Here is a 24,942-nt window from a genome sequence, read left to right on the forward strand (position 1 = left end):
CTCATCCATTATGGTGGACACTTTCGTCCATCATGAAGGATGAATCACCCGACGACCGCGACGTCCATCGCCGCATCGCCCGCCGCGTGCGGGACCTGCGCGCCGAGCGTGGCCAATCGCTCGACGCGCTGGCCGCCCATTGCGGCGTCAGCCGCTCGATGATCTCGCTGATCGAGCGCGGCGAGGCGAGCCCGACTGCGGTGGTGCTCGAGAAGCTGGCGACGGGCCTGGGCGTGATGCTGGCCGACCTGTTCGCCGCGCCGCACGGCGAGCCGACGCCGCTGGCGCCGCGCCGCGAGCAGGCCGAGTGGCGCGATCCGCAATCGGGTTACCTGCGTCGCAATCTCTCACCGCCGGCGTTCCCGTCACCGATCCAACTGGTCGAGGTCGAGTTTCCGGCCGGGGCTCGTGTCGCCTACGAGAGCGGTCCGCGCGACGTCGCCGTTCATCAGCAGATCTGGTTGATCGCGGGTTCGCTCGAGATCACGCTCGGCGACGCGGTGCACGCGCTGGCCGTCGGCGACTGCCTGGCGATGCGCCTGGACCGCCCGATCGTCTTCGCCAATCCGGGGCGGCAGGCCGCCCGCTACCTCGTTGCCATCACCGCCGAGAACCACGCTCCGGCCACCAGGAGAACAGCATGAGCCCGCCTTCGATCAGTCGCCTCGAACCCTCGCCGGACGACACGTCGGCGATCGATCAGCTCAGCGACGTGCTGATCGATTGCGTCGAAGCCGGCGCTTCGGTGTCCTTCATGTGGCCGCTGCCGCGGGAACGGGCGCGCAGCTTCTGGCAAGGCGTATTGCGCAGCGCGGCGGCGGGCGAGCGCATCGTGCTCGTCGCGCGGGATGCCGACGGCATCATCGAAGGCACGGTGCAGGTGGTGCTGGCGCAGCCGGACAACCAGCCGCACCGCGGTGACATCGCGAAGATGCTGGTGCATCGCCGCGGGCGCAAGCGCGGGCTCGGCGCGGCGCTGATGACGGCCGCCGAACGGGCGGCGCGTGATGCAGGAAAGGAGCTGCTGGTGCTCGACACCGTCACCGGCGGCGATGCCGAGCGGCTGTACGCGCGCCTGGGATGGCAGCGGGTCGGTGAGATTCCCGCCTACGCGTTGTGGCCGCGCGGCGGGTTCTGCGGCACGACGGTGTTCTACAAGGCGCTGGGGGCGCCGGCCGTCTAGGTTCAGGCCTTGGTGGGGTTGTCAGCTTCCTTGCAGCTGGGTGAGCAGACGAATTGCGCCTTGCCGAGCAAGCGGCGCGACTTCAATGCGCTGCGCGGACGGTGCTTGCCGCAGAGAAAGCACGACATCGTCGCGGCCCCGAAGGCGCCGGCGGCGGTGAACGGAGAACCCGGGGTCTTGCTGCGGTAGCGCAGGCCGTCGGCATCGATGGAGGTCTTGGTATCGGCTTTGCTCATGAGGGTGCGGGGGCTGGGGGCGCGGCATGACTGAAGCGGGGCACTTCAAAGAAAGCAAGAACCGTCCCGGCCAGCATTGTGCCATGGCAGGCAAAATTTGACATAACGACAACCCCGCGGCCGGCCGGCCAACCGACGCGGCGCGCCACGTCAAGCGACGTAGGGCAGGTAGGGCAGGCCGGTTTCCGCAAGCCCCGCCAAGTCGATGCGCGCCGCCGCTTCACTTGTTTGCAGCGCCAACAGCGCCAGGCTGGTTGGGGACCAGTCGCCGCGGTCCAGCGACCCGACAAAGTACTGCAGCGTCGGCTCGTCGGGCGTGCCGCCGATGACGTTGCGCCACAGTTGTCCGACCAGTTCACGATGACCGCTGCCACCGGCGAGCCCGACGAAGAAGTCAGTGCCGAGCGCGAGCTCGGTGAGCGCCATCATCGACATGCCTTCGTCGAGAAATGCCAGGCCGATACCCACCAGCCCTGCATCGGCCACGTAGCTCGGCCCGAACAGCGCACCGATCAGCCGGGCGACGTCGCCCGCATGGCCGGCGAGGTCCAACGCCAGGTGCGTGTCGGCGAACGCCAGGCGCTCGACTTCGGCCACCGTGTCGGTGCCCTCGCCGCCGCTCATCGCCTTGACCTGCCATTGCCCGGCCTGCAGCGGCACGAGCTGGTAGCTCGTGCGAGCGAGCGCGAACGCCGCCAGATCGATGCCATCGGCGCCGCGCAGCGTGTCGTTGCCGGCGCCGCCGTTGAGGCGGTCGTCGCCCGCGGCGCCGTCGAGCTTGTCGTTGCCGGCACCGCCGTCGAGGCGATCGTCCCCGGTGCCGCCGCGCAGGTCGAGCGCAGCGACCGGTGCGGTGGCATTGAACTGCAGCTGCTGGGCCGTGTAGATGGTGTTGCCGGCCAGGTCCTTCACGGTGCCGGCAGCGATCTCGAGCCGATAGCTCGTGCCGGCGCGCAGGTCGGCCGTCGGATCGATGCTCAAGGTGTCGCCGTCGAAGCGCACACGGCTGCTGAACTTCACGCTGAACTGTTCGACCAGCTGGCCGTCGGCCGTGCGCAGGTTGATGAAGCCACTGCCGGCCACCACCGGCTCGCTGAAGCGAAGCGTCAGCGGCGCGGCGAGGTCCGACGTGCTGCCGCCATTCCCCGGCGTGGCACCGAGCAGCGTCGGTGTCGTGAGGTCCGGTGGCGCGCTCGTCGTGAAATTGTGGGTGACCGAGCCGGCGAAGGCATTGCCCGCGAGATCGACCACGCTGCCGGCCGGCAGCTCCAGCCGGTAGCCGGTGGAGTAGTCCAGCGGCGCGGTCGGGTCGATGGTCACGGTGTTGCCGAAGAACAGCACGCCCGCGCCGGCCCCGACGTCGAAGGCCTGCACCAGCGTACCGCTGGCGGTCCTCAGCTCAATGCGGCCGCTGCCGGCCCGCACCGATTCATTGAAGGTGATCTGCAGGTTGCTGGTGACTGCGATGCCCGTCGCCCCGGTGCTCGGCGTGGCGGCCTGCACGACCGGGGGGATGAGGTCGGGCGGCCCCAGCGTCGTGAAGTCGTAGCTGCCGATGCCGGCGTAGGCGTTGCCCGCGGTGTCGAGGATGGCGCCGAGCGGCACGTTGAGGCGATAGCCTTCACCGGAGGACAACTGTGAGCTCGGCGTGATCGTCAACGTCATGCCGGAGTAGCTCAAGGCGCTGCTCGTCGGCGCGAAGCTCTGCACGACCGTACCCTCGTCCGTCGTCAGGACGATCGCGCCGCTGCCCGCACGGACCGTCTCGTTGAAGCGCAGCACGATGGTCGTGCCGAGCGCGACATTGATCGCGCCGTCGCCTGGCGTCAGCGCCACCAGCTCCGGCGCTGTGGTGTCCTGCGGCGCTGGTGCGGGTGAGGGCGAAGGCGCGGGCGAAGGGCTGGGGGATGGTGAAGGCGATGGAGATGGCGACGGTGAGGGCGCAGGCGCCGGCGCCCCCGGCAGGCTAGGGCCCTGCGTGCTGTTGTAGCCGGAGGTGCCGCCGAGCCCGTCGCCGCCATAGATCCAGGCCAGCGCCAGCAGGTCGTAGGCCTGGAATGCACTCTTGATGGCCCCGACATGGGTGTACGACATCACCGTGTTGCCGGTGTTGTCCTCGGCGGCCGGCAAGGTGGTGGCGCCGGAGAACGGGTGGTCGAGGCCGAGCGCATGCCCGATCTCGTGCAGCAGGTATTCGTAGGCCGCATCGCCGGGATCGGGGTCGACGTTGCTCGCCCCCCACTCGACGTCGTCGAGGTAGATGTAGGCCTCGGCGCTGTAGGAGGTCAGCGTGGCGCCGCTGCTGCCGTAGCTCCAGGTGCTCTGGCACAGGCCGACGGTCGACGCACCGCTCAAGTCTGCGTTCGCGAAGTGGAAGTCGGCTTGCGTCGCATCGGTCGTCTCGACGAACTGGATGCCGGTGACGCCGGCGCAATAGGCCAGGATCGCGCGCGCGGCGCTCTGCTGGTCGGCGTTGAAGGCCAGCGGCGAGCCGTCCGGCGCATTGCCGCCGATCTGCCCACCGATCGCGAACGTGAAATAGATCGTGTTCGCTGCCGGCGTGATGTCCGGCGTGAGGTAATTCCAGTTCGCAAACGCGTGCATCAGCGCGTCCGCGCGGTAGTCGCCGGAGTACTGGACGGTGAGGGCTTCGTTGACGGTGGTCATGTGCGGCGGGGTCGGACGACGGGATTGTTCGTCGTATCGGCCCCGCCGTGGCGGACTTGAAGGTCATCGAGCGTCCGCAGCGTGGCGGACGGCCGCGACTTATGTCTCGTTCTGGATGGTCGGATCCCCGTCGATGCATTCGCCGGTCTCGCAGCGCACGACCGACACGTTGTACGAGTAGCTGCCGACTTTTCCGTCGAGATCGAGCAAGGTCGCCAGTTGCGGCTTGACGGTCCAGGAGGGGTAAGGGAAGTCGCTGCCTGGGTTGTCGACGGTGATGGCGTTGCGTTCGGCAAACGCGTAGCCGTCGGTCTTCAGCTTGAATGCGAGCAGGACGTTCGGGCCCTTGACGATGACCGGGTCGGGACTGCAGAGGATCGTGCCGCTCGAGTCGACGGTGACGGTGACGGGCTGGACAGGAACGCCGGACATGGGACCTCTTTTAAGGGTTCACCGGTCCGACGGCACCCCTTTCGCCAGCCTCTGGCGCAAGTCGATGTAGTCGGGATGCCGGTAGGTTGTTGGTTCCACTCTATCGGCCCAAGTACGCGCATCTTGAGTTGCACCGGTTCGCCACAGCGCGCGGCCCAGCAGTGCGACCGCCGGCAATTCCCCGCGTGCGGCTCCCGGCTGCAGGCGTTGCGTCGCGGACTGCCACTGCGCGTGTGCGTCATCGCGGCGTCCTTGACGCGCCAGCAGATCGCCGTAGGCGACGGCCGCGGCGGCAACGATTCGCCGCTGCTCGGCGTCCAGCGTCTTGCCGGCGGCCTCGAAGCGGTGCAAGTCGGCGAAGTACTCGGCCAGGTCTGCGCTGGCAGCGGCAGTCGCCGCCGCGTTGTCGGCCAGGCCGGCCTGCAGCAGCAGGACACGTCCTCTCAGGTTGACTTCCCATCGAGCCTTGCGATCCGGCTTGGACAGCAGGCGGATCAAGCCCTGGCGCAGCGGCCCCAGCTGCGCTCGGGCGGCGGCCGGTTGGTCGAGTGCGAGGCGCGCTTCGGCGACATAGGTGCGCGCCATGCCGAGCTGAGCCAGCCAGTCCAGGTTGTTCGTCTCGGCGGTTACCAGCACCTCGAAGGCGGCCACCGACTGCTCGGCCGACGCAGCGGCTTCGTCGTTGCGACCAAGGCTCAATTGCAGCCGCCCGATCTCGTTGTGGCCGGTGGCATGCAGATACTGCGCCGGTCGATCCTTGGCGGCGTCGGTCGAGCGCACGAGCAGCGCCAGCTTGGCCCGCTGGGCGGCGATCGCGCCGGCGTACTCGTGCAGCCCCTCACGCGCCTTCGCGATCCAGCCCAGGGTATTGGCGAACTGGCTGTTCAGCTCGGGCTGCTGTTCGACCAGGGTCTGCCAGATCGCCTGTGTGCGCTCGAAGGCCTGCAGCGCTTCGGCCGGGCGCGCGTTCTCGAGCAGCAATACGCCGATGTTCTGCCGCGCATAGGCTTCCTCGACGCGCCAATCGGGCTTCACCGGATCGAGCTTGACGAGACGCTGCGCAAGCTCGAGGTAGCGCCCGAAGGCTGCTTCCGCGTCACGCGGCAAGCCGCGTCGACGGGCGATGAAACCGACCCAGTATTCGCTCTGCGCATGATCGAAGATGCGCTGGGCGTCGTGGGGATAGCGCGTCAACAGCTCGGCCGTCGACTCGGCCGCCTGGCCGAAGCGCCGCGCCGCCTCGTCGAGCTGGCCGCGCTGCTCGGCGATCTCGCCGATCAGGTGCAGGGCGCGCGCGCGGCGGCCGAGGGAGTCGGCATCCAGCCGCCCGGCGTCTTGCGCCGCGTAATGGCCGAGCGCGCGCTCGCCGACTGCGTCGAGCACGTCGAGCCGGCCGACCGGCTGCAGCTTCTTGCGCAGGTCGCCGAGCATGAACTCGATCAGGCCCTCGGCCTGAACGCGCTGCGCCCGGGCCTGGCGCGCCTCGTTCAGCGCGACCGCCGCGGCGCCGACCAGCGCCAGCGTCGTCGCCGCACCGGCCAGCACCGCGACGCGGTTGCGGCGCAGGAACTTCACCGCCCGGTAGCGCCAGGCATCCGGCCGCGCGGCGATCGGCTGGTGATCGAGATAACGCTTCAAGTCATCGGCCAGCTCGCCGGCATTGGCGTAGCGCTCGGCCGGCGCCTTCTTCAGCGCGCGGGCGACGATGGTGTCCAGGTCGCCGCGCAGCTCGCGGGCGCGCCGCACGGCGGCCGGGCCCGCTTCGCGCAGCACCGCGTCGGACAGCCGCGGCGGCTCGAGCTCGACCAGCGCCTGCAGGCGCTGCAGCGGCGCGTCGGTCTCGTGGCCGGTCGGGTGGCGGCCGCCGAGCAGCAGGTACAGCAGCACGCCGAGCGCGTAGACGTCGGTGGCGGTCGTCACGTCGCCCGCCTGCAGCTGCTCGGGCGCCGCGTACTGCGGCGTGAAGGCGTGGCCGCCGTGCTGCGTCAGCTCGCTGGCGCCGGCCGGCTGGTCGGCAGCGTCGAGCAGTTTGGCGATGCCGAAGTCGAGCAGCTTCACGTCGCCGCCGGCGGTGACGAGGATGTTCGACGGCTTCAGGTCGCGGTGCAGGATCAGCCGGTTGTGCGCATGGCCGACCGCGTCCAGCACGTCGAGGAAGAGGCGCAGCCGCGCCGCCAGGTCGAGCGCGTGCTCGTCGCAGTGGCGGTCGATCGGCAGCCCTTCGACGTACTCGAGCACCAGGTAGGGCTGGCTCGGGCCCGGTGCCGGCAGATCGAGGTGGCCGGCATCGAGCAGGCGCGCGATGTGCGGATGCGCGAGCTTGGCGAGGATGCTGCCCTCGCGCGCGAAGCGGGCGGCGTCGCCGCGGCCGAACAGCCCGGCCTGCAGGAACTTGATCGCCACCTGGCCTTCGTAGCGGCCATCGGTGCGGCGGGCGAGCCAGACGCTGCCCATGCCGCCGCGGCCGAGCTCGCGCTCCAGCGTGTAGGCGCCGACGCGCTGGCCGGCCAGGCCTGGCGGGGGCGGCAGCGCCGGTGTTTCGAGGAAGCCGTCGTGCTCGGTGGCTTCGAGCCGGGCGAGCAGGGTGTCCAGGTCCGCGGCCAGCGCCGGATCGCTGTCGCGCAGCGCGCGCAGGCGCTCGGCCCGCGCAGTCGTGCCGAGCTCGAGCAGTTCGTCGAGCAGCGGCGACAGCTGCGGCCAGCGCGCCTTGTCGATGTCCTGAAACGCCATGCCGGCTATTTCAGCGCCAGTGACAGGAACAGCCGCGCCTTCTGCCAGTCGCGCTGCACGGTGCGGTCGGTGACGCCCAGGCTGGCGGCGATCTCGGTCTCCGACAGGCCGCCGAAGTAGCGCAGCTCGACCACCTGCGCGAGCCGCGGCTCCATCGCCGCCAGCTCGTCCAGTGCCTCGTGCACGCGCAGCACCTCGCCGTCGTGGCGGCTGGCCGACTCGCCGACCGCCGTGTTCAGCGTCACGTGCTCGGCATCGCCGCCGCGCCGCTCGGCATGGCGTGCGCGCACGACGTCGACGACGACGGCGCGCATCACCTTGGCCGCATAGCCGAGAAAGTGCTCGCGGTTCGGAAAGTCCAGTTCGCCGCCGCCACCTTGGAGGCGCAGGAACGACTCGTGGACCAGCGCGGTGGTGTCCAGCAGCGTCAGCTCGCTCGAGCGGCGCAGCCGACTGTGCGCCAGCCGCTGCAGGTCGGCGTACAGCAGCGCAAACACGCGGTCGGCGGCCTGGCGGTCGCCGGCGCTGGCTGCGCGCAGCAAGGTGGTGATCTCGGTCATGCCGGCATCGGCGTCTTCGGCGCCCCAACGGTGGCTTGTTTTCGAGCGACTGTATCCGGCCGTGTCGGGTTTCGACCCCGGATTGCGTTTCTGATCAGTGAGGGGGCGGGAGTTTGCGACGACCAAGGGAGGCGCCAAGTCGGCCGCCGCGAGCTTCCGTCACCCTCACCCGATGCGCTCACGACGGCAGAACTCCGATGCAGCAGTCTCTTGCAAGCACGACAACGACACCGGAATCTGCCGAGGATGACGGGCCACCTGGGCCGCGCCGGGCGCTGCGCCACCGCTCGACCGACCAGGCGCTGCAACTCGAAGCCCCGGCGCAGTTCGAGGCCATCGTCGACAGCCATTTGGCGCGCAGCCGGCGCCAGGGCGCGCCGCTCGTGGTGCTGCGCCTGACGGTGGACAGCGTGCAAGGCCCGGGCGGCTATGCCGCCGGGCACGAGGTGGAGCAGCGCGTGCTCGCCGAATGCGCGCACCGCCTGTGCAGTCGCGTGCGCTCGGTCGATCAGGTGGTGCGCATCGGCGGACGCGGCTTTGGGGTCGTGCTCGTCGGTGCCAACGAAGCCGCGGGGCGCGCGGTCAGCCTGCGCCTGGCGCTGGCCGGTGGCGGGCTCTACCGCCTGGGCAATCAGTTGCTCGACCTGCGCCTGCGCGTCGGCCATGCCGCCTTCCCCGAAGCCGGCGCCGGCGGCGCGGCCCTGGTGCGGGCGGCGACGTTCTGAGCGTCAGGCGCCGAGCCGGCGCAGGGCTTGCGCCACCGTGTCGAGCAGCGCCGGCGTATTCGCCCGGGTAACGATGCGCGCGATCGCGCTGTCGCCCGCCGCCGCGGCGGCATCGTCGACCAGCAGGCGGCCCTCGCGCTCGCGGTCGCGCCACTCGACAGCCACGCGGTGTGCGGCGCTGTCGAACAGCTCCGGCGCGAACACCGCGGCCACCGGGCAGACGTCGTGCAGCAGCGGGTCGACGCCGCTGTACGCACGCAGCATCGCCTGCGCCGCCGCCGCTGCCGGGCCCGGCAGCGCGGCCAGCGAGGCAATCCAGTCATCGCTCATGCGGGCCTGTTCCGTGACGTCGAGGCCGAACAGCTGCAGCTGCGCGCCGGCGCTCAGCACGATCTGCGCCGCCAGCGGGTCGGCGTAGAAGTTGAACTCCGCATGCGGATTGACGTTGCCGGGGCAGAAGGCCGCACCGCCCATCACGTCGATCTGCGCGGCGCGGCGCAGCAGGCCGGGTGAACGCAGCTCGGCGCAGGCCAGGTTGGTCAGCGGGCCGAGCGCGACGAGGCGCAGCGTGCCGGGTGCGGCCGCCAGCAGCAGCTCGACCAAGACGTCGATCGCGTGGCCCGCGGCGACGGCGCCCCGCAAGGGCAGCGCGACGCCGCCGAGGCCATCGGCGCCGTGCACCAGGTTGCTGCGCGGCTCGGCCTGGGTGAGTGGTCGTGCGCAGCCGGCATGCACCGGCACCGCATCGGCGCCGGCCAGGTCGAGCACGCGGCGCGCATTCAGGCTGGTCTGCTCGACCGGCCGGTTGCCGGCGACGCAGGTCACCGCGCGGATGTCCAACGCCGGCGATCCGGCGGCCAGCAGCAGCGCGAGCGCATCGTCGATGCCGGGATCGCAGTCGATCAGCAGGGGAAGAGGTGAGGTACTGGACATCGCAGGGGCCATCGGTCAATGAGTGGAAGAGCGCAGCGCGGCGCGGGTGGCATCGATCTCGCGCCGCAGCGGTTGCGCGGCCTGGGCGCCGCGCGCCGTGCAGGCGAGGCTGGCCGCGACGACCGCCCATTCGAGCGCAGCGGCGTCGTCGGCGCCCTGGCTGAGCGCCGCGGCGAAGACGCCGGCGCAAGTGTCGCCGGCGCCGGTGGTGTCGATCACGTCGAGCGCCGGCGCTGCGCGGCGATGGCGCACACCGTCGGCGTCGGCGATCAAGGCGCCGGCGCGGCCCAGCGTCAGCAGCACGCGCGCGCCGAGCGCCGCGGCGAGGCCGCGCGCCTGCACGGCGGGGTCGCCGTCGCCGAGGCCTTGTTGCAGGCAGGCGGCGCGCAGCTCGCCGGCGTTGACGATCAGCCAGTCGAACAGCCCATGCGGCAGCGGCGTGCCGGTCCAGGGCGCGGCGTTCAGCACCGTCCGGCAGCCGAGCCGGCGGGCGCGGCGCGCCAGCGCGAGGCACTCCGCGGCCGGCAGCTCGAGCTGCATCAGCAGGCTGTGGCAAGCCCCGAGCATCTCGTCGTCGACCCAGTCGGCACGCATCAGCGCATTGGCGCCGGGCGCGACGACGATGCTGTTCTCGCCGCCGGCGGCGACGTTGATGCTGGCCAGCCCGGTCGTGCACCCAGGCAGCCAGCGCACGGCGCTCAGGTCGACGCCGGCGAGCTGCAGCCGTTCGAGCGCCGGTGCCGCGAAGCCGTCGTCGCCGACCGCGCCGATCAGCTGCGTCGGCACGCCGAAGCGTTGCGCCGCATGCGCCTGGTTCGCGCCCTTGCCGCCGGGGGACTGCAGCAGCGCGCCGCCGAGCACCGTCTCGCCGGGCCGCGGCAGCGCCGGGACCGCGATCGACAGGTCGAGGTTGATCGAGCCGAAGACGAGCAACATCTAGCGTTCTCCCGCGGCCTCGGCATGGCCGGGTTGCAGCTCGTGCAGTGCGGTGCGGGCACCCAGGCGCCCGACGATGCGGGCGGCGACACCACTGGCCTGCGCCAGTGCCGCGGGCAGCCCGGCGCCGCGGTCACGCGCGACGAGGAAGCTGGCGTTGAAGCCATCGCCGGCGCCGGTGGTGTCGACCGGTGTCGCCGCGGCGGCTTCGCAGCGCGCGAAGCCGTCGTCGCGGTCGAAGGCCAGCGCACCGTCGCCGCCGAGCGTGACGACGACGGTCCGCGCGCGGCCGGTGCGGCACAGCGCCTGCAAGCGCTGCGCGTCCGGCGCCGCCCCGGCAGCGGCCTCGAAGCCGTTGCGGTTGAAGAAGGCGATGTCGCAGTGCTGCAACCAGGCCTCGGCCGGCTGGCTGCGCGCGCCTTCGGCTTCGAGGTCGACGGCGATGCGCGTGCCGCTCGGGGCCGCGTCGGCCGCCAGCGTGGCCAGCGCGTCGAGCGCGTAGGGCATCGTGTAGGCCCAGCGGCTGTCGGCCAGCGCGATCGTGCGACGACGCCCGGTGTCCTGCGCCGGCGCGGCGGCCGGTGGCAGCCACAGCACCGCGCGCTCGCCCTGCGGCGACACCGCGACGATGGCCAGCGACGACGCGGCGCGCACCTCGCGCTGCAGGTGGTCCGTGTGCACGCCGTGGCGATGCAGGTCCTGCACGATGAAGTCGGCGTAGACGTCGTCGCCGACGCGGCCGAACAGCGCCACGCGCCAGCCGAGCCGGGCGGCGACGCAGGCCGCGTTGGCCTCGGTGCCGCCGCCGAAGAGGCCGAGCGACTCGCCGCGCGTCTTGTCGTCCCAGCCGGGCAGGCGCTCGGCGCGCAGCACCAGGTCGGCGCAGGGGTCGCCGATTGCCAACAAATCGTAGGACGCTCTCATGATGCGTTAGCGCGATCGGCCAAGACGCTCAGCTGCGCTGCCAGCTCGGTGAGGCGGTACTCCGCCTCGTTGACCGCCAGGAACTCGTCGCACAAGACCGCCGGCAGCGCGCGCGCTCCGCGCAGGCCGCCGCACAGCGCGCCGGCCATCGCGGCGATCGTGTCGGTGTCGTTGCCCATCGATGCGCCGATGCTCACGGTGCGCAAGGGATCGCCCTTCGCGTAAGCGAGCAGGCCGATCGCCGCCGCCACCGATTCGCAGGCCAGCACGCCGTTGCCGACCTCGGCCTCGGTGCGGCGCATGAACTCGAGGTCGTCACGCGCCTCCTCGGCGATGCGCAGCGCCATGTCCAGCCGCGCCGGCAGCCGCGGCCCGGCGACGGCGCGGGCGCGCTCGCGGCCGAGCCGTTCGCCGATCGCCGCGCCTTCGACGCAGGCGCCGATCACCGCGTCGAGCCGGTCGCTGACCAGCGCCTGCGCCGCGCCGGCGGCGATCGCGCAGGCGGCCGAGATCGCCACGTCGGTTTCGTGCGAGGGCAGGCAGGTGATGAAGGCCTGCTCGCAGGCGGCGCCGATGTCGCCCGGATGCACCCAGCCGCAGGGCGCGACGCGCATCGCCGCGCCGTTGGTGATGCCGGTCGTCGTCAGCTTGCGCAGCGAGCGTCCGATCGTGCCGACGCGCGCCAGGTCGCGCCCTTCGCGCAGCGCGGCGACGAAAAGCGCGGTACTCGGACCCATGAAGGTCGCCTTCGGGCTGTGCTCGGCCCAGTCGAGCAGGCAGCGCAGCCAGCCATCGGCGGCGAGCCGACCGCCGCCGGCGACCAGCGCGCGCGCCAGCCACACCAGCTGGCTGGTGTCGTCGGTGACCTCGCCGCGGCGGCCGCCCAGCGCGCCGGCGAAAGTGTCCTCGGTCGGCGCGACGAAGCGCGTGACGAGGCCGCCATGGCAGGCGCGGATCTCGTCGATCGTCCATTGTTCGGTCGGCGCGCCGAGCGCGTCGCCGATGCCGGCGAGGCACAGCGCGCCGAGGATGCGGTCATTCAAGTCGGGGTGGTTCATCGGGGGACTTCTGCGGAAGGCTCGGCGAGGCTGGATCGCCAACGCTTGAAAGACGCGGCCAGGCGGCGCCGCTCGCGCCGGCGCTCGTGCAACGCGAACAGCACCAGCGCGGCCAGCGTCGCCAGCGCCGGCAGCATCTGCACCGCCTGCGGCGGCAGCTCGAAGCGGCCGAGCTGCGTCGCCGCCACCATGCAAGCGCCGAACAGCAGCGCGGCCAGCAGCACGCCCAGCGGCGCGCGGCGACCGAGAAAGACGGCTGCCAGCGCCATGAAGCCGCGGCCCCCGGTCATGTCGGCCTGGAACAGCGTCAGGTGGCCCATGCCCAGGTACAGGCCGCCGAGGCCGGCGAGCAGGCCGGAGCCGGCCAGCGCGGCGTAGCGCATCCCTTCGACGCCGATGCCGGCGGCGCGTGCGGCATCGGGGTGCTCGCCGACCGCGCGCAGCCGCAGGCCGAAGCGGGTGTGCATCAGCAGGCCGTGCAGCAGCGGCACCGCCAGCAGCGCGGCGATCACCAGCAGGTGGTGGCCGCGCCGGTCGTCGCCGTTGAGCAGCGCATCGAGCAGCGGCCAGACATCGAGCCCGGGCACGTGCAGCGCCGGCAGCGCCAGGCTGACCAACTGCGCGGTCGAGCCCTTGTCGCCCGTCCACAGCACCATCAGGAAGACGGTCGCGCCGGCGGCGAGCAGGTTGATGCCGATGCCGGCGACGATCAGGTCGGCGCCGAAGCGCAGGTGGCACACGCCGAGCAGCAGCGCCAGCGCGACCGAGGCCGAGAGCCCGAGCAGCGCGGCGAAGAGCAGCTGCGTGCCGATCGGCCAGGCCGGGAACCACGCCGGCGCCCAGACCGAGCCCATCACGCCGAAGAAGGCTGCCACGAGCATCAGGCCTTCGAGGCCGATGTTGATGACGCCGGCGCGCTCGCTCAGCATGCCGGCCAGCGCGGCGAACAGGATCGGCGCCGTCGCCCGCAGCAGCGCGGCGAAGAGGGCGGCGATGACGAGGCCGTCGATCACGGCGCTGCCTTGTGCGTCGCCTTGCGCGCCGGCAGCAGCCGCTCGCAGACCACCAGCAGCACCACCACCGCCTGCACCACCAGCACCATCTCGCGCGGTACGTCGGACGCACGCTCCATCGCCTGCGCGCCGCCTTCGAGCAGCGCGTAGCCGAAGGCGGCCAGCGGCACGCGCTGCGGCTGGTTGCCGGCCAGCAGCGCGATCACCAGGCCCTGGTAGCCGATGCCCGGCGGCAGGTCGGCCGGCAGGCGGCCGAGCAGACCGTGCGAGACCTGCAGCCCGGCCAGACCCGCGAAGACGCCGCCGAGCGCCATCGACAACACGATCGTGCGAGCGACCGGCAGTCCGGCCTGGGCGGCGAAGGGCGCCGAATCACCGACGACGCGTATTTCGTAGCCTAGGGTCGTGCGCTGCAGCAGCCAGCCGGCGGCCAGCGGCGCCAGCACGATCAGCAGCAGCAGCACGCTCGCCTCGCTGCCGGGCAGCCGCGGCGGCAGTGCGGCAACGGCGAGCGCCGGCGTCGCCAGGAAGCCGGCGGCCGGGTCGTTGAAGCCCTGCGTGACGATCCAGCGGAACAGCTGCAGCGCGACGATGTTCAGCATCAGCGTGGTGACGATCTCGTTGGCGGCGAAGCGCGCCTTCAGCAGCCCCGGCAGCAGGCCCCAGGCGAAGCCGACCAATGCCGCGGCGGCGGCCGCGACCAGCCACGACAGCCCGCCCAGCGGCGGCAGCCACACGCCGACCGCCAGCGCCGCCAGCGCGGCCAGCATCCATTGACCGTCTGCCCCCATCGAGAACTGGCGCGCGCGCAGGCCGATCAGCATCGCGAGGCCCAGCAGCGTCAGCGTCGTCGTCTGCTGCAGCACCGCACCGAAGCGGCCGAGCCGGCGCCAGCTCAAGCCGCCATCGGCCGACCAGTGCGGCTCGGGCAGCGCGCCGGTCAGCAGTTGGCGCAGCGCGCTGACCGGCTCGGCGCTGACCAGGCACAGCAGGCCGAAGGCGAACAGCAGCGCGATGCCGATCGCCGCCAGTGGCCGCGTGGCGCCCGGTGCCGCCGAGGTCGCAAGGCTCATGCCGGGTTTCCGTGCGGCGGCAAGCCGGGCGTGAACGGCGCACCGAGCCGCGCATTCACCGGTCCGCGCCCCAGCGCGCCGGTCATGCACAGCCCGAGCGTGCGCGGCGACACGGCATCGGCTGCGAAGTGCGCGACCAGCCGGCCTTCGAACAGCACGACCAGGCGGTCGGACAGCGCCAGCAGCTCGTCGAGGTCGGCGCTCAGCAGCAGCACCGCGGCGCCGGCATCGCGCAGCGCGAGCAGTGCGCGGTGCAGGCGCTGTGCGGCACCGACGTCGACGCCGCGGGTCGGCTGGTTGGCGACCAGGCAGCGCGGCTGCGCGGCGAGCTCGCGCGCCAGCACCAGCTTCTGCATGTTGCCGCCGCTCAGGCCATCGATCGGCGACGCGGCGCCCGGCGCCACGACACCGAAGTCCTGCAGCGTCTCGCGCGCCCGTTGCAACAGGGCGGGGCGGTCGAGCAGGCCACGCCGCGACATCGGCGGCGCACGGTAGTCGAGCGCCGCGAGGTTGTCGGCGATCGACAGCCCGGGCGCGACGCCGTCGTGCAGCCGGTCCTCGCCGATGCGCCCGAGGCCCTGGCGGCGCACGGCGCGCGGGTTGCCGGCCGCCAGCGGCGCGCCGTCGAGCATCAGCGCGCCGTGCGAGGGCCGGCGCAGGCCGCCCAGCACGTCGGCCAGCTCGGCCTGGCCATTGCCCTCGATGCCGGCAATGCCGAGGATCTCGCCGCCCGCGATGTCCAGCGTCACGCGGTCGAGCGCGGGCCGGCCGCTGGCGCGCAGCACGGTCAGCTCGCGCAGTGCCAGCCGTGCCGGCCGGCCGCGCGCATCGACGCGCGGCGCCTGCAGCGGCTCGATCTCGCGGCCCATCATCAGCGCCGCCAATGCCGGCGCCGACATGCCGCGCGATACGCCCTGGCCCGCCACCCGGCCGGCGCGCAGCACGGTGAAGCGATCCGACACGTCGCGCACCTCGGCCATCTTGTGGCTGATCATCAGGATCGAGAGCCCTTCGCGCACCAGCGAGCGCAGCGAGTTGAACAAGGCCTCGGCCTCGACCGGCGTCAGCAGCGCCGTCGGCTCGTCGAGCAGCAGCAGCCGGGCGCGGCGGTGCAAGGCCTTGAGGATCGCGACGCGCTGCTGCTCGCCGGCCGACAGCTCGCCGACGCGCGAGCGCACCGGCACGCCCAGCGCATGGCGCTGCATCGCGTGCTCGGCCACCTGGATCGCCGCCGCGCGGTCGAACAGTGGCCCGCGTTGCGGCTCGGCGCCGAGCACCAGGTTCTCGGCCACCGTCAGCGACGGGACCAGCTGCAGGTGTTGCGGCACCAGGCCGATGCCGGCCGCCAGCGCCTCGGCCGGCGAGCGGAAGTCGCGCGGCCGCCCTTCGAACAGCAGGCTGCCGCTGTCGGGCCGCTCGAGGCCATACAGCAGCTTCAACAGCGATGTCTTGCCGGCACCGTTCTCGCCGAGCACCGCGTGGATCTCGCCGCGCTGCACGCTGATCGAGACGTCGTCGCAGGCCAGCACGCCGTTCGGGTAGCGCTTGCTCAGGCCGCGGGCGTCGAGCAGTGGACGCAGCGGTGCGGCGTCGGGGCTCGCCGGAGCAGCGGCGTCGGAGAGCGAAACGCTCATCGGGCATCTCCTGATGCGATCGAAGCGGGATCGGCGGCCAGCCGGCGCGCGAGGGCGGCGAGCTCGGTAACTTCAGCGGCCGGCAGCTTGCCCCAAGCCGGCGCACTGGTGGCGAGCGAGACGCCGCCTTCGGCGAGCCCGAGCGAGCTGCGTTCGCCGAAGCGCAAGCGCCCGGCGCGGTGTTCGCGCAGCGCCTTCACGATCGCCACATCGACGTGCTTCATCACCGAGCTCAGGATCCATGCGGCGCGCTGTGGATGGCTGTCTCGGTACAGCAGGTGCTGGTCGGCATCGACGCCGATGACCCAGCGCCCGGCTTCGGCCGCGGCCTCGATCACGCCCTGGCCCGAGCCGCCGGCGACCTGGAAGACGAGGCCGGCGCCCTGGGCGTACATCGCCTTGGCGATGTCCTTGGCGGTGGCCGGATCGCTGAACGAGTCGGCGTACTGGCGCAGCACGCGCAGGCGCGGCTCGGCGTCGCGGGCACCGGCGATGAAGCCGTCGATGAAATCGTCGACGACCGGGATCGGCAGGCCGCCGATCGCCCCTAACACCGGATCGGCGCGGCGCTCGCGCACGACGACGCGCGCCGCGAGGTGACCGGCGAGGAAGGCCGCTTCGCGCGGGCGGAAGACGATCGAGTGCACGTTGCCGCAGCGGCAGGCCAGCGGGTCGACGGCCGCGTCGAAGACGATGAAGCGGGCCTGCGGGAAACGCCCGGCGGTGCGCTGCACCACGCCGACCATCGCGAAGCTGCCGGCGATGATCAGGTCGAAGTCACCGCTGTCGGCGAGGTCGGCGAAGGCCGCTTCCCAGCGCGTCGGGTCGCGGCCGCCTTCGACGATGCGCACGCGCAGGCCGAGCTCGTCGCGCGCCTGGCGCAGGCCGCGCGCGGCACCGTCGAAGAAGCTCTTGTCGCCGAGGGTGCCGTTGACGAACAGCGCGATGCGCGGCGAGTCGCCGGCGTTCTCCGTTCGATCGATGCGGCCGGTCCACGCGAAGATGAAGAGTGCCGCGACGATCGCCACCGTGATCAGGACCTGGCGCAGCAGCGGCTTCATCGCGTGCCGGCCTCGAAATCGGCGGCGGCCAGCACGCCGCGGCGCTCGAACGCTGCGCGCAGCAGCGCGACATCGGTGCGGCCGGTGTCGACGTAGCCGGGGTGCCGCCGCAGGTCCGGGTAGCCGTCGCCGCCGGCGGCGACGAAGCTGCTGAGCGCGAGGCGGTAGCGGCGTGCGGGCTCGATCGGCGCGCCGCCGATGTGCAGCTCGTGCAGCGCCGCGCCGTCGAAGCGGAAGCGCGCACCGCTGAACTGCGGGTAGGCCCCGGAGCCGGGTGTCTTGCGCGCGGCGGCGAGCAGGTAGTCGGCCAGCTCGCGGCCGTCGAGCGTGACGATCACCAGCCGGTTGCCGAAGGGCAGCACCTGCAGCAGGTCACGCAGCCGCACCTCGCCCTCGCGCAGCGAGTCGCGGATGCCGCCCGAGCTGACCAGCGCGACGTCGGCCTCGGCGGCTTGCTGCATCAGCTGCGTGATCAAACGGCCGAGGTTGGTCGGGCGATGGCGCACGCTGGCGCGTTCACCGTCGAAATGGCCGGTGACGCGGCCGATCGGCACGGACAGCGTCGTGCGGCCGCTGTCGGCGAACGGGGTCAGCAGCGCGAGCATCTGCGGATCTTCCGCCACCGGCGGCGCACCGCGCAGGTTCACCGGCAGCAGCGCGTAGTTCAGCAGCTCGAGCCGGCCGTCGCGCCATTCGAAGTCGGCGCGGCCGATGAAGCGGCCGCGGTCGCCGGACTGCACGATCCAGGCGCCGTTCTGGCGATCGGGCCGGCAGGCCTCGCCCGGTCGGTGCGGCTCGGCGCGAGCGCCATCGTCACGCATGCAGACGGCGCTGTGGCTGTGGCCGCCGACGATCAGGTGAATGCCGCTCACTTCGCGCGCCAGCTCGACGTCGCCCGGCGCGCTGCTGCCGTGGCGGCCGTCCGGATAGTGGCCGAGGTGGCTCAGCACGATGATCACGTCGGCCTCGGACTTCAGCCGCGGCAGCCAGCGTTGCGCGCTCGCCGCCGGGCGCTCGAACTGCAGGCCCGGATGGCGCGCGCCGAGGTCCATGCGCGCGCTGTCCTCGGTCGTCAGGCCGAGCACCGCGATGCGCAGCGGCCCGCGCTGGAAGATCCGGTAGGGCTCGAAGGCCGGCTGCCCGCTGCGGCTGACGTTGGCGGCAAGCCAGGGAAAGCTCGACCATTCGCGGCGCTGGCGTTCGAGCACCGCCTGGGTCTTGTCGAACTCGTGGTTGCCGACCGCCATCGCATCGACGCCGAGTGCCGACATGCCGCGGAAATCCGGCTCGGCATCGAGCAGATCGGATTCCGGCGTGCCGGTGTTGACGTCTCCGGCATCGAGCAGCAGCACCGCGCCGCCGTGCGCGGCGAGCTCGGCGCGCACGCCATCGACGATCGTCTTGCGCGCCGCCAGGCCATGCTCGCCGTCGGCGCTGCGCCAGAAACGGCCGTGGTGGTCGTTGGTGTGCAGGACGGTCAGGCGGACCGGCGGCGGGGCCTGCAGCGGAGTCTGCAGCGGGGTCTGCAGCGTGTGGCAGCCAGCGCCGAGCAGCGCGGCGACGGTGATCAGGACGAAGCGGCGGCCGATCATCGTTCGCTCACCGCGAACCAGCGCAGCATCGTCGGCTGGTGCGGCGCGAAGTTGTCGTCCGACACCAGCAGCAGGGTCGCGCGGCCGTCGGGCAGCCGCGGGCCCCAGGCAGCGGCCTCGATGTTCTCCGTCGCGCCGAGGTCGAGCAGCAGGCGCTTGCGCAGCGGCGTGAAGCGCGCGCCGGCCAGCGTCTCGAAGCCGCCGACGTCGTCGGCGCCGGCGAGCTCGGCGATGTAGAGCCGCGCCCGGAATCCGAACCGGCCATCCGCCACCTCGTGGCCGGCTCGCTCGATCACGAGCAAGGTCTTCGCATCGATCGGCAGCAGCTCGCTGACGCCGTTGTCAGCGCGGCCACCGCCACCGCTGCCGGTGCGCGGCAGCGCGTCGACCGGATAGGCGAACTGCCCCGCCGGCACGAGCGGCGCATCGGCCCTTGGCCGCTCGAAGCGGGTGAAGCGCAGCATCGCGCCGGCGCCGGTCGTCGGCAGCGGGCCGTCTTCCAGCAGCGGCGATTCGAGCGCCAGCCAGAGCGTGCGGCCATCGGGCGTGAATCCCAGGCCCTCGAACGAACGATTCGGCCGCGGCCCGCGGCGGCTGCCCGGCGGCGTGTTCAGGTTCGGCGGCAGCGATAACTCGCCAAGAAAGCGGCCGTCGGGTGCTGCGCGGCGAACGAACGGCGCCGCGCCATGGGCCGGATCACCTTCGCTGGCCCACAGCAGCTCGCCGCGGCAGGGGTCGAAGCGCAGCGCTTCGCCGTCGGCGCCGAAGCGCGCGAACGGCTGGCCGTCGGGGCGCTTCAGCGTCACGACGCCGAGCACCTGCGGCGTGCCGGCGCCGTCGGCGGCAATCGGCAGCCGCAGCTCGTAGGCGCGCACCGGCGCATGCTCGCCGCGGTCGTCGCTCAACAACCACCAGCGGCCGCTGGCCGGATCGAAGTCGGCCCCGGAAATGCCGCCCAGGTGCCGCGCGGGGCCATCAGCACTGCGCGGCAGCACCACCGCGCCGAGCGGCTGCAGCGCCTGGACCGCGCGCGGCCAGTGCGGCTGCGGTGCGCTGCAGGCGAGGGCGGCGGCAGCGCCCGCCAGGCGCAGCGTGACGCCAAAGCGCACCAGGCGCGCGATCGCTCGACGGGCAGGGCGCGGGCAGGGCATCTCGGCTCCGGCATTCAGATCTCGGCGCGCAAGGTGACGAAGAAGGTGCGCGGGCCGCCCAGGAAGTATCGCCCCGAGGTCAGCGGGTTCGAGGTCGTCAGCTCCATGCCGACGCCGCCGAGGTAGCGCTTGTCGGTCAGGTTGTCGACGTTGAACGACAGCTCGGCCTGCTTCAGCGGCCCGCTCCAGGCGCGCGGCAGCTTCCACTTCGCCGACAGGCCGACCAGCGTGTAGGCGGGCAGGTACTCACGCGCATAGGTCACGCCGCCGCTCGAATACTCGTGGTACGTGCCGGCGGCCTTGCCGACGTGCTTGGCGTTCAGCGTCACGCGGGTCGCGTCGCTGGGCTTGAGGGCGAGCTCGACGAAGGCGTTGTGCCGCGCGGCGCCGAGCACCGGGTCACCCTTGCGGATGCCTTCGAAGGCGGTGTCCTCGACGTAATAGGCGTCGTTGAACGCGTAGTTGGCGTACAGCGTCCACGGCCCCCATTGCGTGCGGCCGGTGACCTCGAAACCCTTCGAGCGGATGCCGCCCTGGTTCAGGAACGAGGTCGTCGCGTCGCGCCCGAAGATGTCGCCGTCGGGGTTGCCGTTCTGGATCGAGATGCGATTGCGGTAGTCGATCGAGTAGACCTGGAACGACGCGCCGTGCGGCCCGCGCGACCAGCGCAGGCCGGCGTCGACGTTGACCGAGGTTTCCGGCTCGACGCCCTTCTTCGAGCCGACCGCCGCGGTGCCTTCGAACACGCTGTCGGGCAGGGCGCTGAAGTTCTTCGAGGCGCTGGCAAAGACTTCCAGGTCGTCGTTGAAGCGGTACAGCGCGGCGACCTTCGGCAGCACGCCCGAGCTCACCGCCAGCGCGCGCTGGCCGTTGAACTCGACCGGCGAGCGGTAGGTCTCGCTGAAGCGCTGCGCGGTCAGTCCGAGGTCGAGCTCGGCGGCCTCGTCGAGCAGGCTGATCTTGTCCTGCAGGTAGGCCATGGTCGTCGTCGAGGCGTACTGCCGGTCCTGCGTGGTCGAGTACAGCGCCGATGCCTCGAAGTCCGGTCCGGCCTTCGGGTCGGTTGCCAGGTACCAGTTGCGGCCCTTGGTGCGCTCGATCTTCTCGACCCAGCCGCCGGCGCGCATTGCATGGCGCTCGCCGAGCCGCCATTGCAGCTCGCCCAAAGCGCCATGGCGCCGCGTGTAGTAGATGCCAAGTCGCGCGGTGGCCTCGCGTGCGCCCCATGACGCCTGCGGATTCATCTGGAAGCGCGCGGCCGCCGGGCAGCCGGCGGCGGCCAGCGACGCGGCGGTCACGCCGGCCGGGAAGACCACGGCCGAGGTCGGGATCAGCGCGCCGCTGGCCGTGCGCGCGTACTGGTTCGCATAACACTCCTGAACGGTGGCCACCGGGCGACCGCCCGGTGGCACCGCGCTGTACAACTGGCCGTCGACCGGCAGTTGCTTGTAGGGCACGTAGAAATTGCCCTCCCCCTCCTGGCGATGCAAATAGGGCTTCAGCTCGAGCCGCGTCGTGTCGCCGAGCTTGATCGAGGCGTTGAGGTGCGTGAACAGCTCGCGGCTGGCGATGCCGCGGGTCCGACGGTTGTTCTGGTCGATGGCCGGGTTGCCGGTCCAGGCATCCGTCAGCGCGTCGGTGTTCGGGTTCTTCTCGAACACCGCCTTGAAGGTCGACGCGGCGCGCAATGCCAGCGCGTCGTAGTCGTTGTCGGCCATGTTGTTGTAGCTCGCGGTCCAGCGCAGCTTGTGGCCGCCGGCGAATTCGGTCAGCGTCTTCAGGTCGAAGTGATCACGCCGGCTGCGGCCCGAATGCTCGCCGGGCCAGGTCTCGACGTAGTTGTGCGAGGCGCTGAAGAAGGCGCGCGTGCCGAAGCCGATGTCGCCGGTGTCGTAGCGCACGAACTGGCGCTGGTAGTCGTAGCTGCCGGCGCTGAGCTCGGCCAGCGCGCCGGCTTGGCGCGCCGGGTCGCGCGTCTTGAATTCGATGAAGCCGCCGAGCGCCTGGTTGGACGGCGTGCCGATGTCGCCGGCGGTCTGCGAGACCTCGATCCAGAACAGGTTCGACGGGTCGAGCAGCCGGTTCGGCATCGTGCCGCCGTTGGACAGCGTCGAGCCGTTCGGGATGCCGTCGATCGAGACGCCGATCTGTTCCTTGTTCAGCCCGCGCATCGACAGGCGCATCGAGAAGCTGCCGGTCAGTGAATCGCTGGAGCCGACCTGCAGGCCGGGCACGCGGGCGACGAGCTTCAGCGGGTCGAGGCCGGCGGGTTGGTCCTGGATCGTTTCGATGCTGACGACGCTGTTGGCACGCGCCTCGCCCTTGCCGAGGGCCTTCGCGGTGACGACGATGGTGGAGGTGGCGGCGTCGGCCGGTGCGTCGCTCGACGTGGCGGGTGGCGCGGCCGGTGCCTGGGCGCGGGCGCCGGCGCAGGCCAGCGAAGCGGCGGTGGCGAGCAGGCCGAGGGTCATTCGCATGGGGATCTCCGGTCCGGTGATCGGTTGAGTGAAACGTTTCACTGAAGTCTAGGCCCAGTTTCACTCCTTGTCGAGCAGAATTTCATCTAGACTTTCACTGAAATGTCATCCCGCACTGCGCCGCCCAACGATCCGGCCGACGATGCCAGGCCGGCACGCGTCACGCTGAAACAGGTCGCCGAGGCGGCCGGCGTCTCGCTGGCCACCGCTTCTTACTCACTGAACAACGGCGGTTCGGTCGGGCAGGAGACCCGCGATCGGGTGATCGCCGTCGCCGAGCAGCTCGGTTACCGGCCGAACCTGGCGGCCAAGGCCATGCGCACCGGTCGCACCGGCACGCTGGGCTTCGTGCTGCCCGACCTGACGAACCCCTTCTTCCCGTTGCTCGCGCAGACGGTGATCCATGCCGCGCGCGGGGAGGGCTATGGCGTCTTCCTCACCGACAGCCAGGGTTCGAAGGAAGCCGAGGCCCAATCGATCGATGCGCTGGTGCGGCGTGGCGTCGACGGCGTGATCTGGTTCCCGATCGACGACCTGCCGGACCGGCAGCCGAACCTCAACGGCGTGCCGACCGTGGTGCTCGATCGCAGCCTCGGCGGCTTCGATTGCGTGCTGGCGGATTTCGCCGCCGGCGGGCGGCTCGCCGCCGAATGCCTGCTGGCGGCCGGCCACCGGCGCATCGGGCTGATCACCGGGCCGCTGGCGGCCTCGAGTGCGCGCGAGCGCGCCGACGGGGCCCGTGAAACGATTCTTGCGCGGGGTGAGCTGGCCTGGGAAGTCGAAGCGGCGTTCTCGGCCGATCTGGAATCGAGTGTCGTCGGGCTCCTGAATCAACGCAGCGCGACCGCGGTGATTGCCGGCGCCGACCTGATCGCGATCGGCGTGATCCGTGCACTGCGTTCAGCGGGCCTGCGCGTGCCGCAGGACGTCTCGGTGATCGGCTTCGACAACATCCCGTGGACCGACCTGTGTGCGCCACCGCTGACGACGATCGAGCTGCCGGTGCCGGAAATGGGCGTCGAGGCGGTGCAGCAGCTGCTGCGCCGGTTGCGCACGCCGGAAGAGCCGCGGCGGCGCATCGTCTTCGATGTCGGGCTGGTCGAGCGGGCATCCGTCGCGGCGCCGTCGACCGATGCCGACAAGCCGCCCGCGAAGGCGCGGCGCCGGTGGTTCCGCGCCGGCCAGGGGTGATGCGGGCGGGCTCCGGAACCAGATCTAGCGCTTGAGCTGCGTGATGCTCGCGGCCACCGCGCCGAGTTGTACGACATTGATCAGCATGTTTGAGTTTACATAACAATCATTGTCGATCGTCACATCCACCTGCGTGGGGAGAGCGGATCAGTACTCCCAGAAGATCCGCTGCAGCTCCTTGGGATCCGCCGTCTTCGTCAACGCCACCGCGGCCAGGATCTTCGCCTTCTGCGGGTTCAGGTCATGCGCGACGACCCAGTCGTACTTGTCGTCCGGCTGCTCGGAGTTGCGCAGCACGAAGCCGTCACCGACCCGCGACGAGCGGATCACCTGCAGGCCCTGGCTGCGCAGGCTGCGCAGCTTGTCGACCGCGTAGTTGGCGACCGAGCCGTTGCCGGTGCCGGCATGCACGATGGCCTTCGCGCCGCTGCGCTGGACCGCGTCGTACAGCTCCAGCGACATGTTGCCGCTGCCGTAGACGACCTGCACCTCAGGCAGGCTGTCGATCTTGTCGATGTCGAACTCGCTGCCCGCGGTGTGGCGCTTGGCCGGCAGCCGGAACCAGTAGGTGCGGCCTTCGACCACCATGCCCAGCGGGCCCCATTGGCTGGTGAACGCGCTGGTCTTGATGTTCACGCGCTTGGCGACGTCGCGCCCGCTGTGGATCTCGTCGTTCATCGCCACCAGCACGCCCTTGCCGCGTGCCTGCGCGCTGCCGGCGACGACGACCGCGTTGTACAGGTTCAGCATGCCGTCGGCCGACATCGACGTGCCTGGCCGCATCGAGCCGACGATCACCACCGGCTTGTCGTTCTGGACGACGAGGTTCAGGAAGAACGAGGTTTCCTCCAGCGTGTCGGTGCCGTGGGTAATGACGATGCCGTCGACCGCCGGATCCTTCAGCAGCGTGGACACGCGCTTGCCGAGCTGCAGCAGCTTGTCGTTGGTGAAGCTTTCGCTGGCGATCTGGAACACCTGTTCGCCGCGCACCTGCGCGACGTCGGCCAGCTCGGGTACGCCGGCGATGAGCTTGTCGACCGGCACCTTGGCGGCCTGGTAGGTGGCACTGTTGGCGACCGAAGCGCCGGCGCCGGCGATCGTGCCGCCGGTGGCCAGCACGACCACGCGCGGCTTGGCCGCCGGGCTCTGCGCGGCAACCAGCGTTGCCGACAGGGCCAGCACCATGGCAGCCGCACCGCGGGCGAACAGGGAACGCAACTCGAACATGAGGTCTCCTTGGATGGGGACCTTCGAGGTGCATGGAGCATGCCAGGCGAGGCGCCAAGCGCCTTCACAGGCAGAAACCGGCGCCGAGTGGCCGGCCTTGGCGGAAATCCGCCAAGAGCGCGGATCCGCATGGGTGGAA

Annotated in this window: 21 protein-coding genes; 4 read left to right on the forward strand and 17 right to left on the reverse strand. The window is 71.5% G+C overall.

Going from position 1 to position 24,942, the window contains the following annotated elements; translation table 11 throughout:
* Nucleotides 1-32 precede the first annotated feature (32 nt).
* Nucleotides 33-644: a helix-turn-helix domain-containing protein gene (locus HLB44_RS22435; protein ID WP_173127362.1), complete on the forward strand. Its 612-nt coding sequence runs from the start codon at nt 33-35 to the stop codon at nt 642-644.
* Nucleotides 641-1,183: a GNAT family N-acetyltransferase gene (locus tag HLB44_RS22440; RefSeq protein WP_173127364.1), complete on the forward strand. Its 543-nt coding sequence runs from the start codon at nt 641-643 to the stop codon at nt 1,181-1,183. The genes HLB44_RS22435 and HLB44_RS22440 overlap by 4 nt, the downstream gene beginning before the upstream one ends.
* Nucleotides 1,184-1,185: 2 nt before the next feature.
* On the opposite strand, the gene HLB44_RS22445 is transcribed toward HLB44_RS22440, so the two are convergent.
* The 5 genes from HLB44_RS22445 to HLB44_RS22465 all read right to left on the reverse strand — a co-directional run bounded on the left by HLB44_RS22445 (nt 1,186) and on the right by HLB44_RS22465 (nt 7,808).
* Complete coding sequence (locus tag HLB44_RS22445; RefSeq protein ID WP_173127367.1) at nt 1,186-1,419, reverse strand: hypothetical protein; 234 nt, start codon at nt 1,417-1,419, stop codon at nt 1,186-1,188.
* 150 nt (nt 1,420-1,569) lie between these two features.
* Nucleotides 1,570-4,086 (reverse strand): Ig-like domain-containing protein, encoded by a 2,517-nt coding sequence (locus tag HLB44_RS22450; RefSeq protein WP_173127370.1) that lies wholly within the window; start codon nt 4,084-4,086, stop codon nt 1,570-1,572.
* 99 nt (nt 4,087-4,185) lie between these two features.
* Entirely contained in the window at nt 4,186-4,518 is a 333-nt protein-coding gene (locus tag HLB44_RS22455; protein WP_173127373.1) for a hypothetical protein, read from the reverse strand.
* A gap of 18 nt (nt 4,519-4,536) precedes the next feature.
* Nucleotides 4,537-7,248, reverse strand: a complete 2,712-nt coding sequence (locus tag HLB44_RS22460) for a serine/threonine protein kinase (RefSeq protein ID WP_173127376.1) — start codon at nt 7,246-7,248, stop codon at nt 4,537-4,539.
* A gap of 5 nt (nt 7,249-7,253) precedes the next feature.
* The gene (locus HLB44_RS22465) at nt 7,254-7,808 is read right to left on the reverse strand and encodes an ECF-type sigma factor (protein WP_173127379.1); all 555 of its coding nucleotides are present in this window, start codon (nt 7,806-7,808) and stop codon (nt 7,254-7,256) included.
* A 197-nt stretch (nt 7,809-8,005) separates the two neighbouring features.
* Between HLB44_RS22465 and HLB44_RS22470 the strand changes: the two genes are divergently transcribed.
* Entirely contained in the window at nt 8,006-8,533 is a 528-nt protein-coding gene (locus HLB44_RS22470) for a diguanylate cyclase (protein WP_173127382.1), read from the forward strand.
* A gap of 3 nt (nt 8,534-8,536) precedes the next feature.
* Here HLB44_RS22470 and HLB44_RS22475 read toward each other — a convergent pair whose 3' ends face one another.
* From HLB44_RS22475 to HLB44_RS22525, 11 genes are read right to left on the reverse strand one after another with little or no spacing between them, the layout of a single operon-like run.
* Entirely contained in the window at nt 8,537-9,466 is a 930-nt protein-coding gene (locus tag HLB44_RS22475; RefSeq protein WP_173127385.1) for a nucleoside hydrolase, read from the reverse strand.
* Between the two features lie 15 nt (nt 9,467-9,481).
* Nucleotides 9,482-10,402, reverse strand: a complete 921-nt coding sequence (locus tag HLB44_RS22480; RefSeq protein WP_173127388.1) for a ribokinase — start codon at nt 10,400-10,402, stop codon at nt 9,482-9,484.
* Entirely contained in the window at nt 10,403-11,326 is a 924-nt protein-coding gene (locus HLB44_RS22485; protein WP_173127391.1) for a carbohydrate kinase family protein, read from the reverse strand. It lies immediately after the preceding gene.
* Complete coding sequence (locus HLB44_RS22490) at nt 11,323-12,384, reverse strand: ADP-ribosylglycohydrolase family protein (protein WP_173127394.1); 1,062 nt, start codon at nt 12,382-12,384, stop codon at nt 11,323-11,325. The genes HLB44_RS22485 and HLB44_RS22490 overlap by 4 nt, the downstream gene beginning before the upstream one ends.
* On the reverse strand, nt 12,381-13,397 hold the full coding sequence (locus HLB44_RS22495; protein ID WP_173127397.1) for an ABC transporter permease subunit: 1,017 nt from the start codon (nt 13,395-13,397) through the stop codon (nt 12,381-12,383). The genes HLB44_RS22490 and HLB44_RS22495 overlap by 4 nt, the downstream gene beginning before the upstream one ends.
* On the reverse strand, nt 13,394-14,470 hold the full coding sequence (locus HLB44_RS22500) for an ABC transporter permease (RefSeq protein WP_173127399.1): 1,077 nt from the start codon (nt 14,468-14,470) through the stop codon (nt 13,394-13,396). Before HLB44_RS22500 ends, HLB44_RS22495 begins: the two co-directional genes overlap by 4 nt.
* Nucleotides 14,467-16,104 carry an ABC transporter ATP-binding protein gene (locus HLB44_RS22505; protein WP_173127402.1) on the reverse strand — a complete coding sequence of 546 codons (1,638 nt, stop codon included), beginning with the start codon at nt 16,102-16,104 and terminating at the stop codon, nt 14,467-14,469. The genes HLB44_RS22500 and HLB44_RS22505 overlap by 4 nt, the downstream gene beginning before the upstream one ends.
* A complete protein-coding gene (locus HLB44_RS22510; protein ID WP_173127405.1) occupies nt 16,101-17,165 on the reverse strand; it encodes a BMP family lipoprotein in 1,065 nt (354 codons plus the stop codon). The genes HLB44_RS22505 and HLB44_RS22510 overlap by 4 nt, the downstream gene beginning before the upstream one ends.
* A complete protein-coding gene (locus HLB44_RS22515) occupies nt 17,162-18,757 on the reverse strand; it encodes a bifunctional UDP-sugar hydrolase/5'-nucleotidase (protein WP_173127409.1) in 1,596 nt (531 codons plus the stop codon). The genes HLB44_RS22510 and HLB44_RS22515 overlap by 4 nt, the downstream gene beginning before the upstream one ends.
* Nucleotides 18,754-19,908, reverse strand: coding sequence for an esterase-like activity of phytase family protein (locus HLB44_RS22520; protein WP_173127412.1), 1,155 nt, complete (start codon nt 19,906-19,908; stop codon nt 18,754-18,756). Before HLB44_RS22520 ends, HLB44_RS22515 begins: the two co-directional genes overlap by 4 nt.
* A gap of 14 nt (nt 19,909-19,922) precedes the next feature.
* On the reverse strand, nt 19,923-22,385 hold the full coding sequence (locus tag HLB44_RS22525; protein WP_173127414.1) for a TonB-dependent receptor domain-containing protein: 2,463 nt from the start codon (nt 22,383-22,385) through the stop codon (nt 19,923-19,925).
* A 102-nt stretch (nt 22,386-22,487) separates the two neighbouring features.
* Here HLB44_RS22525 and HLB44_RS22530 point away from each other — a divergent pair, with 102 nt between their 5' ends.
* Nucleotides 22,488-23,576 (forward strand): LacI family DNA-binding transcriptional regulator, encoded by a 1,089-nt coding sequence (locus HLB44_RS22530; protein ID WP_173127417.1) that lies wholly within the window; start codon nt 22,488-22,490, stop codon nt 23,574-23,576.
* Between the two features lie 147 nt (nt 23,577-23,723).
* On the opposite strand, the gene HLB44_RS22535 is transcribed toward HLB44_RS22530, so the two are convergent.
* The gene (locus HLB44_RS22535; protein WP_246312437.1) at nt 23,724-24,761 is read right to left on the reverse strand and encodes an asparaginase; all 1,038 of its coding nucleotides are present in this window, start codon (nt 24,759-24,761) and stop codon (nt 23,724-23,726) included.
* Nucleotides 24,762-24,942 lie beyond the last annotated feature (181 nt).

The organism is Pseudaquabacterium terrae (genome assembly GCF_013266755.1).
In the GTDB taxonomy this organism is placed as follows: domain Bacteria; phylum Pseudomonadota; class Gammaproteobacteria; order Burkholderiales; family Burkholderiaceae_C; genus Pseudaquabacterium; species Pseudaquabacterium terrae.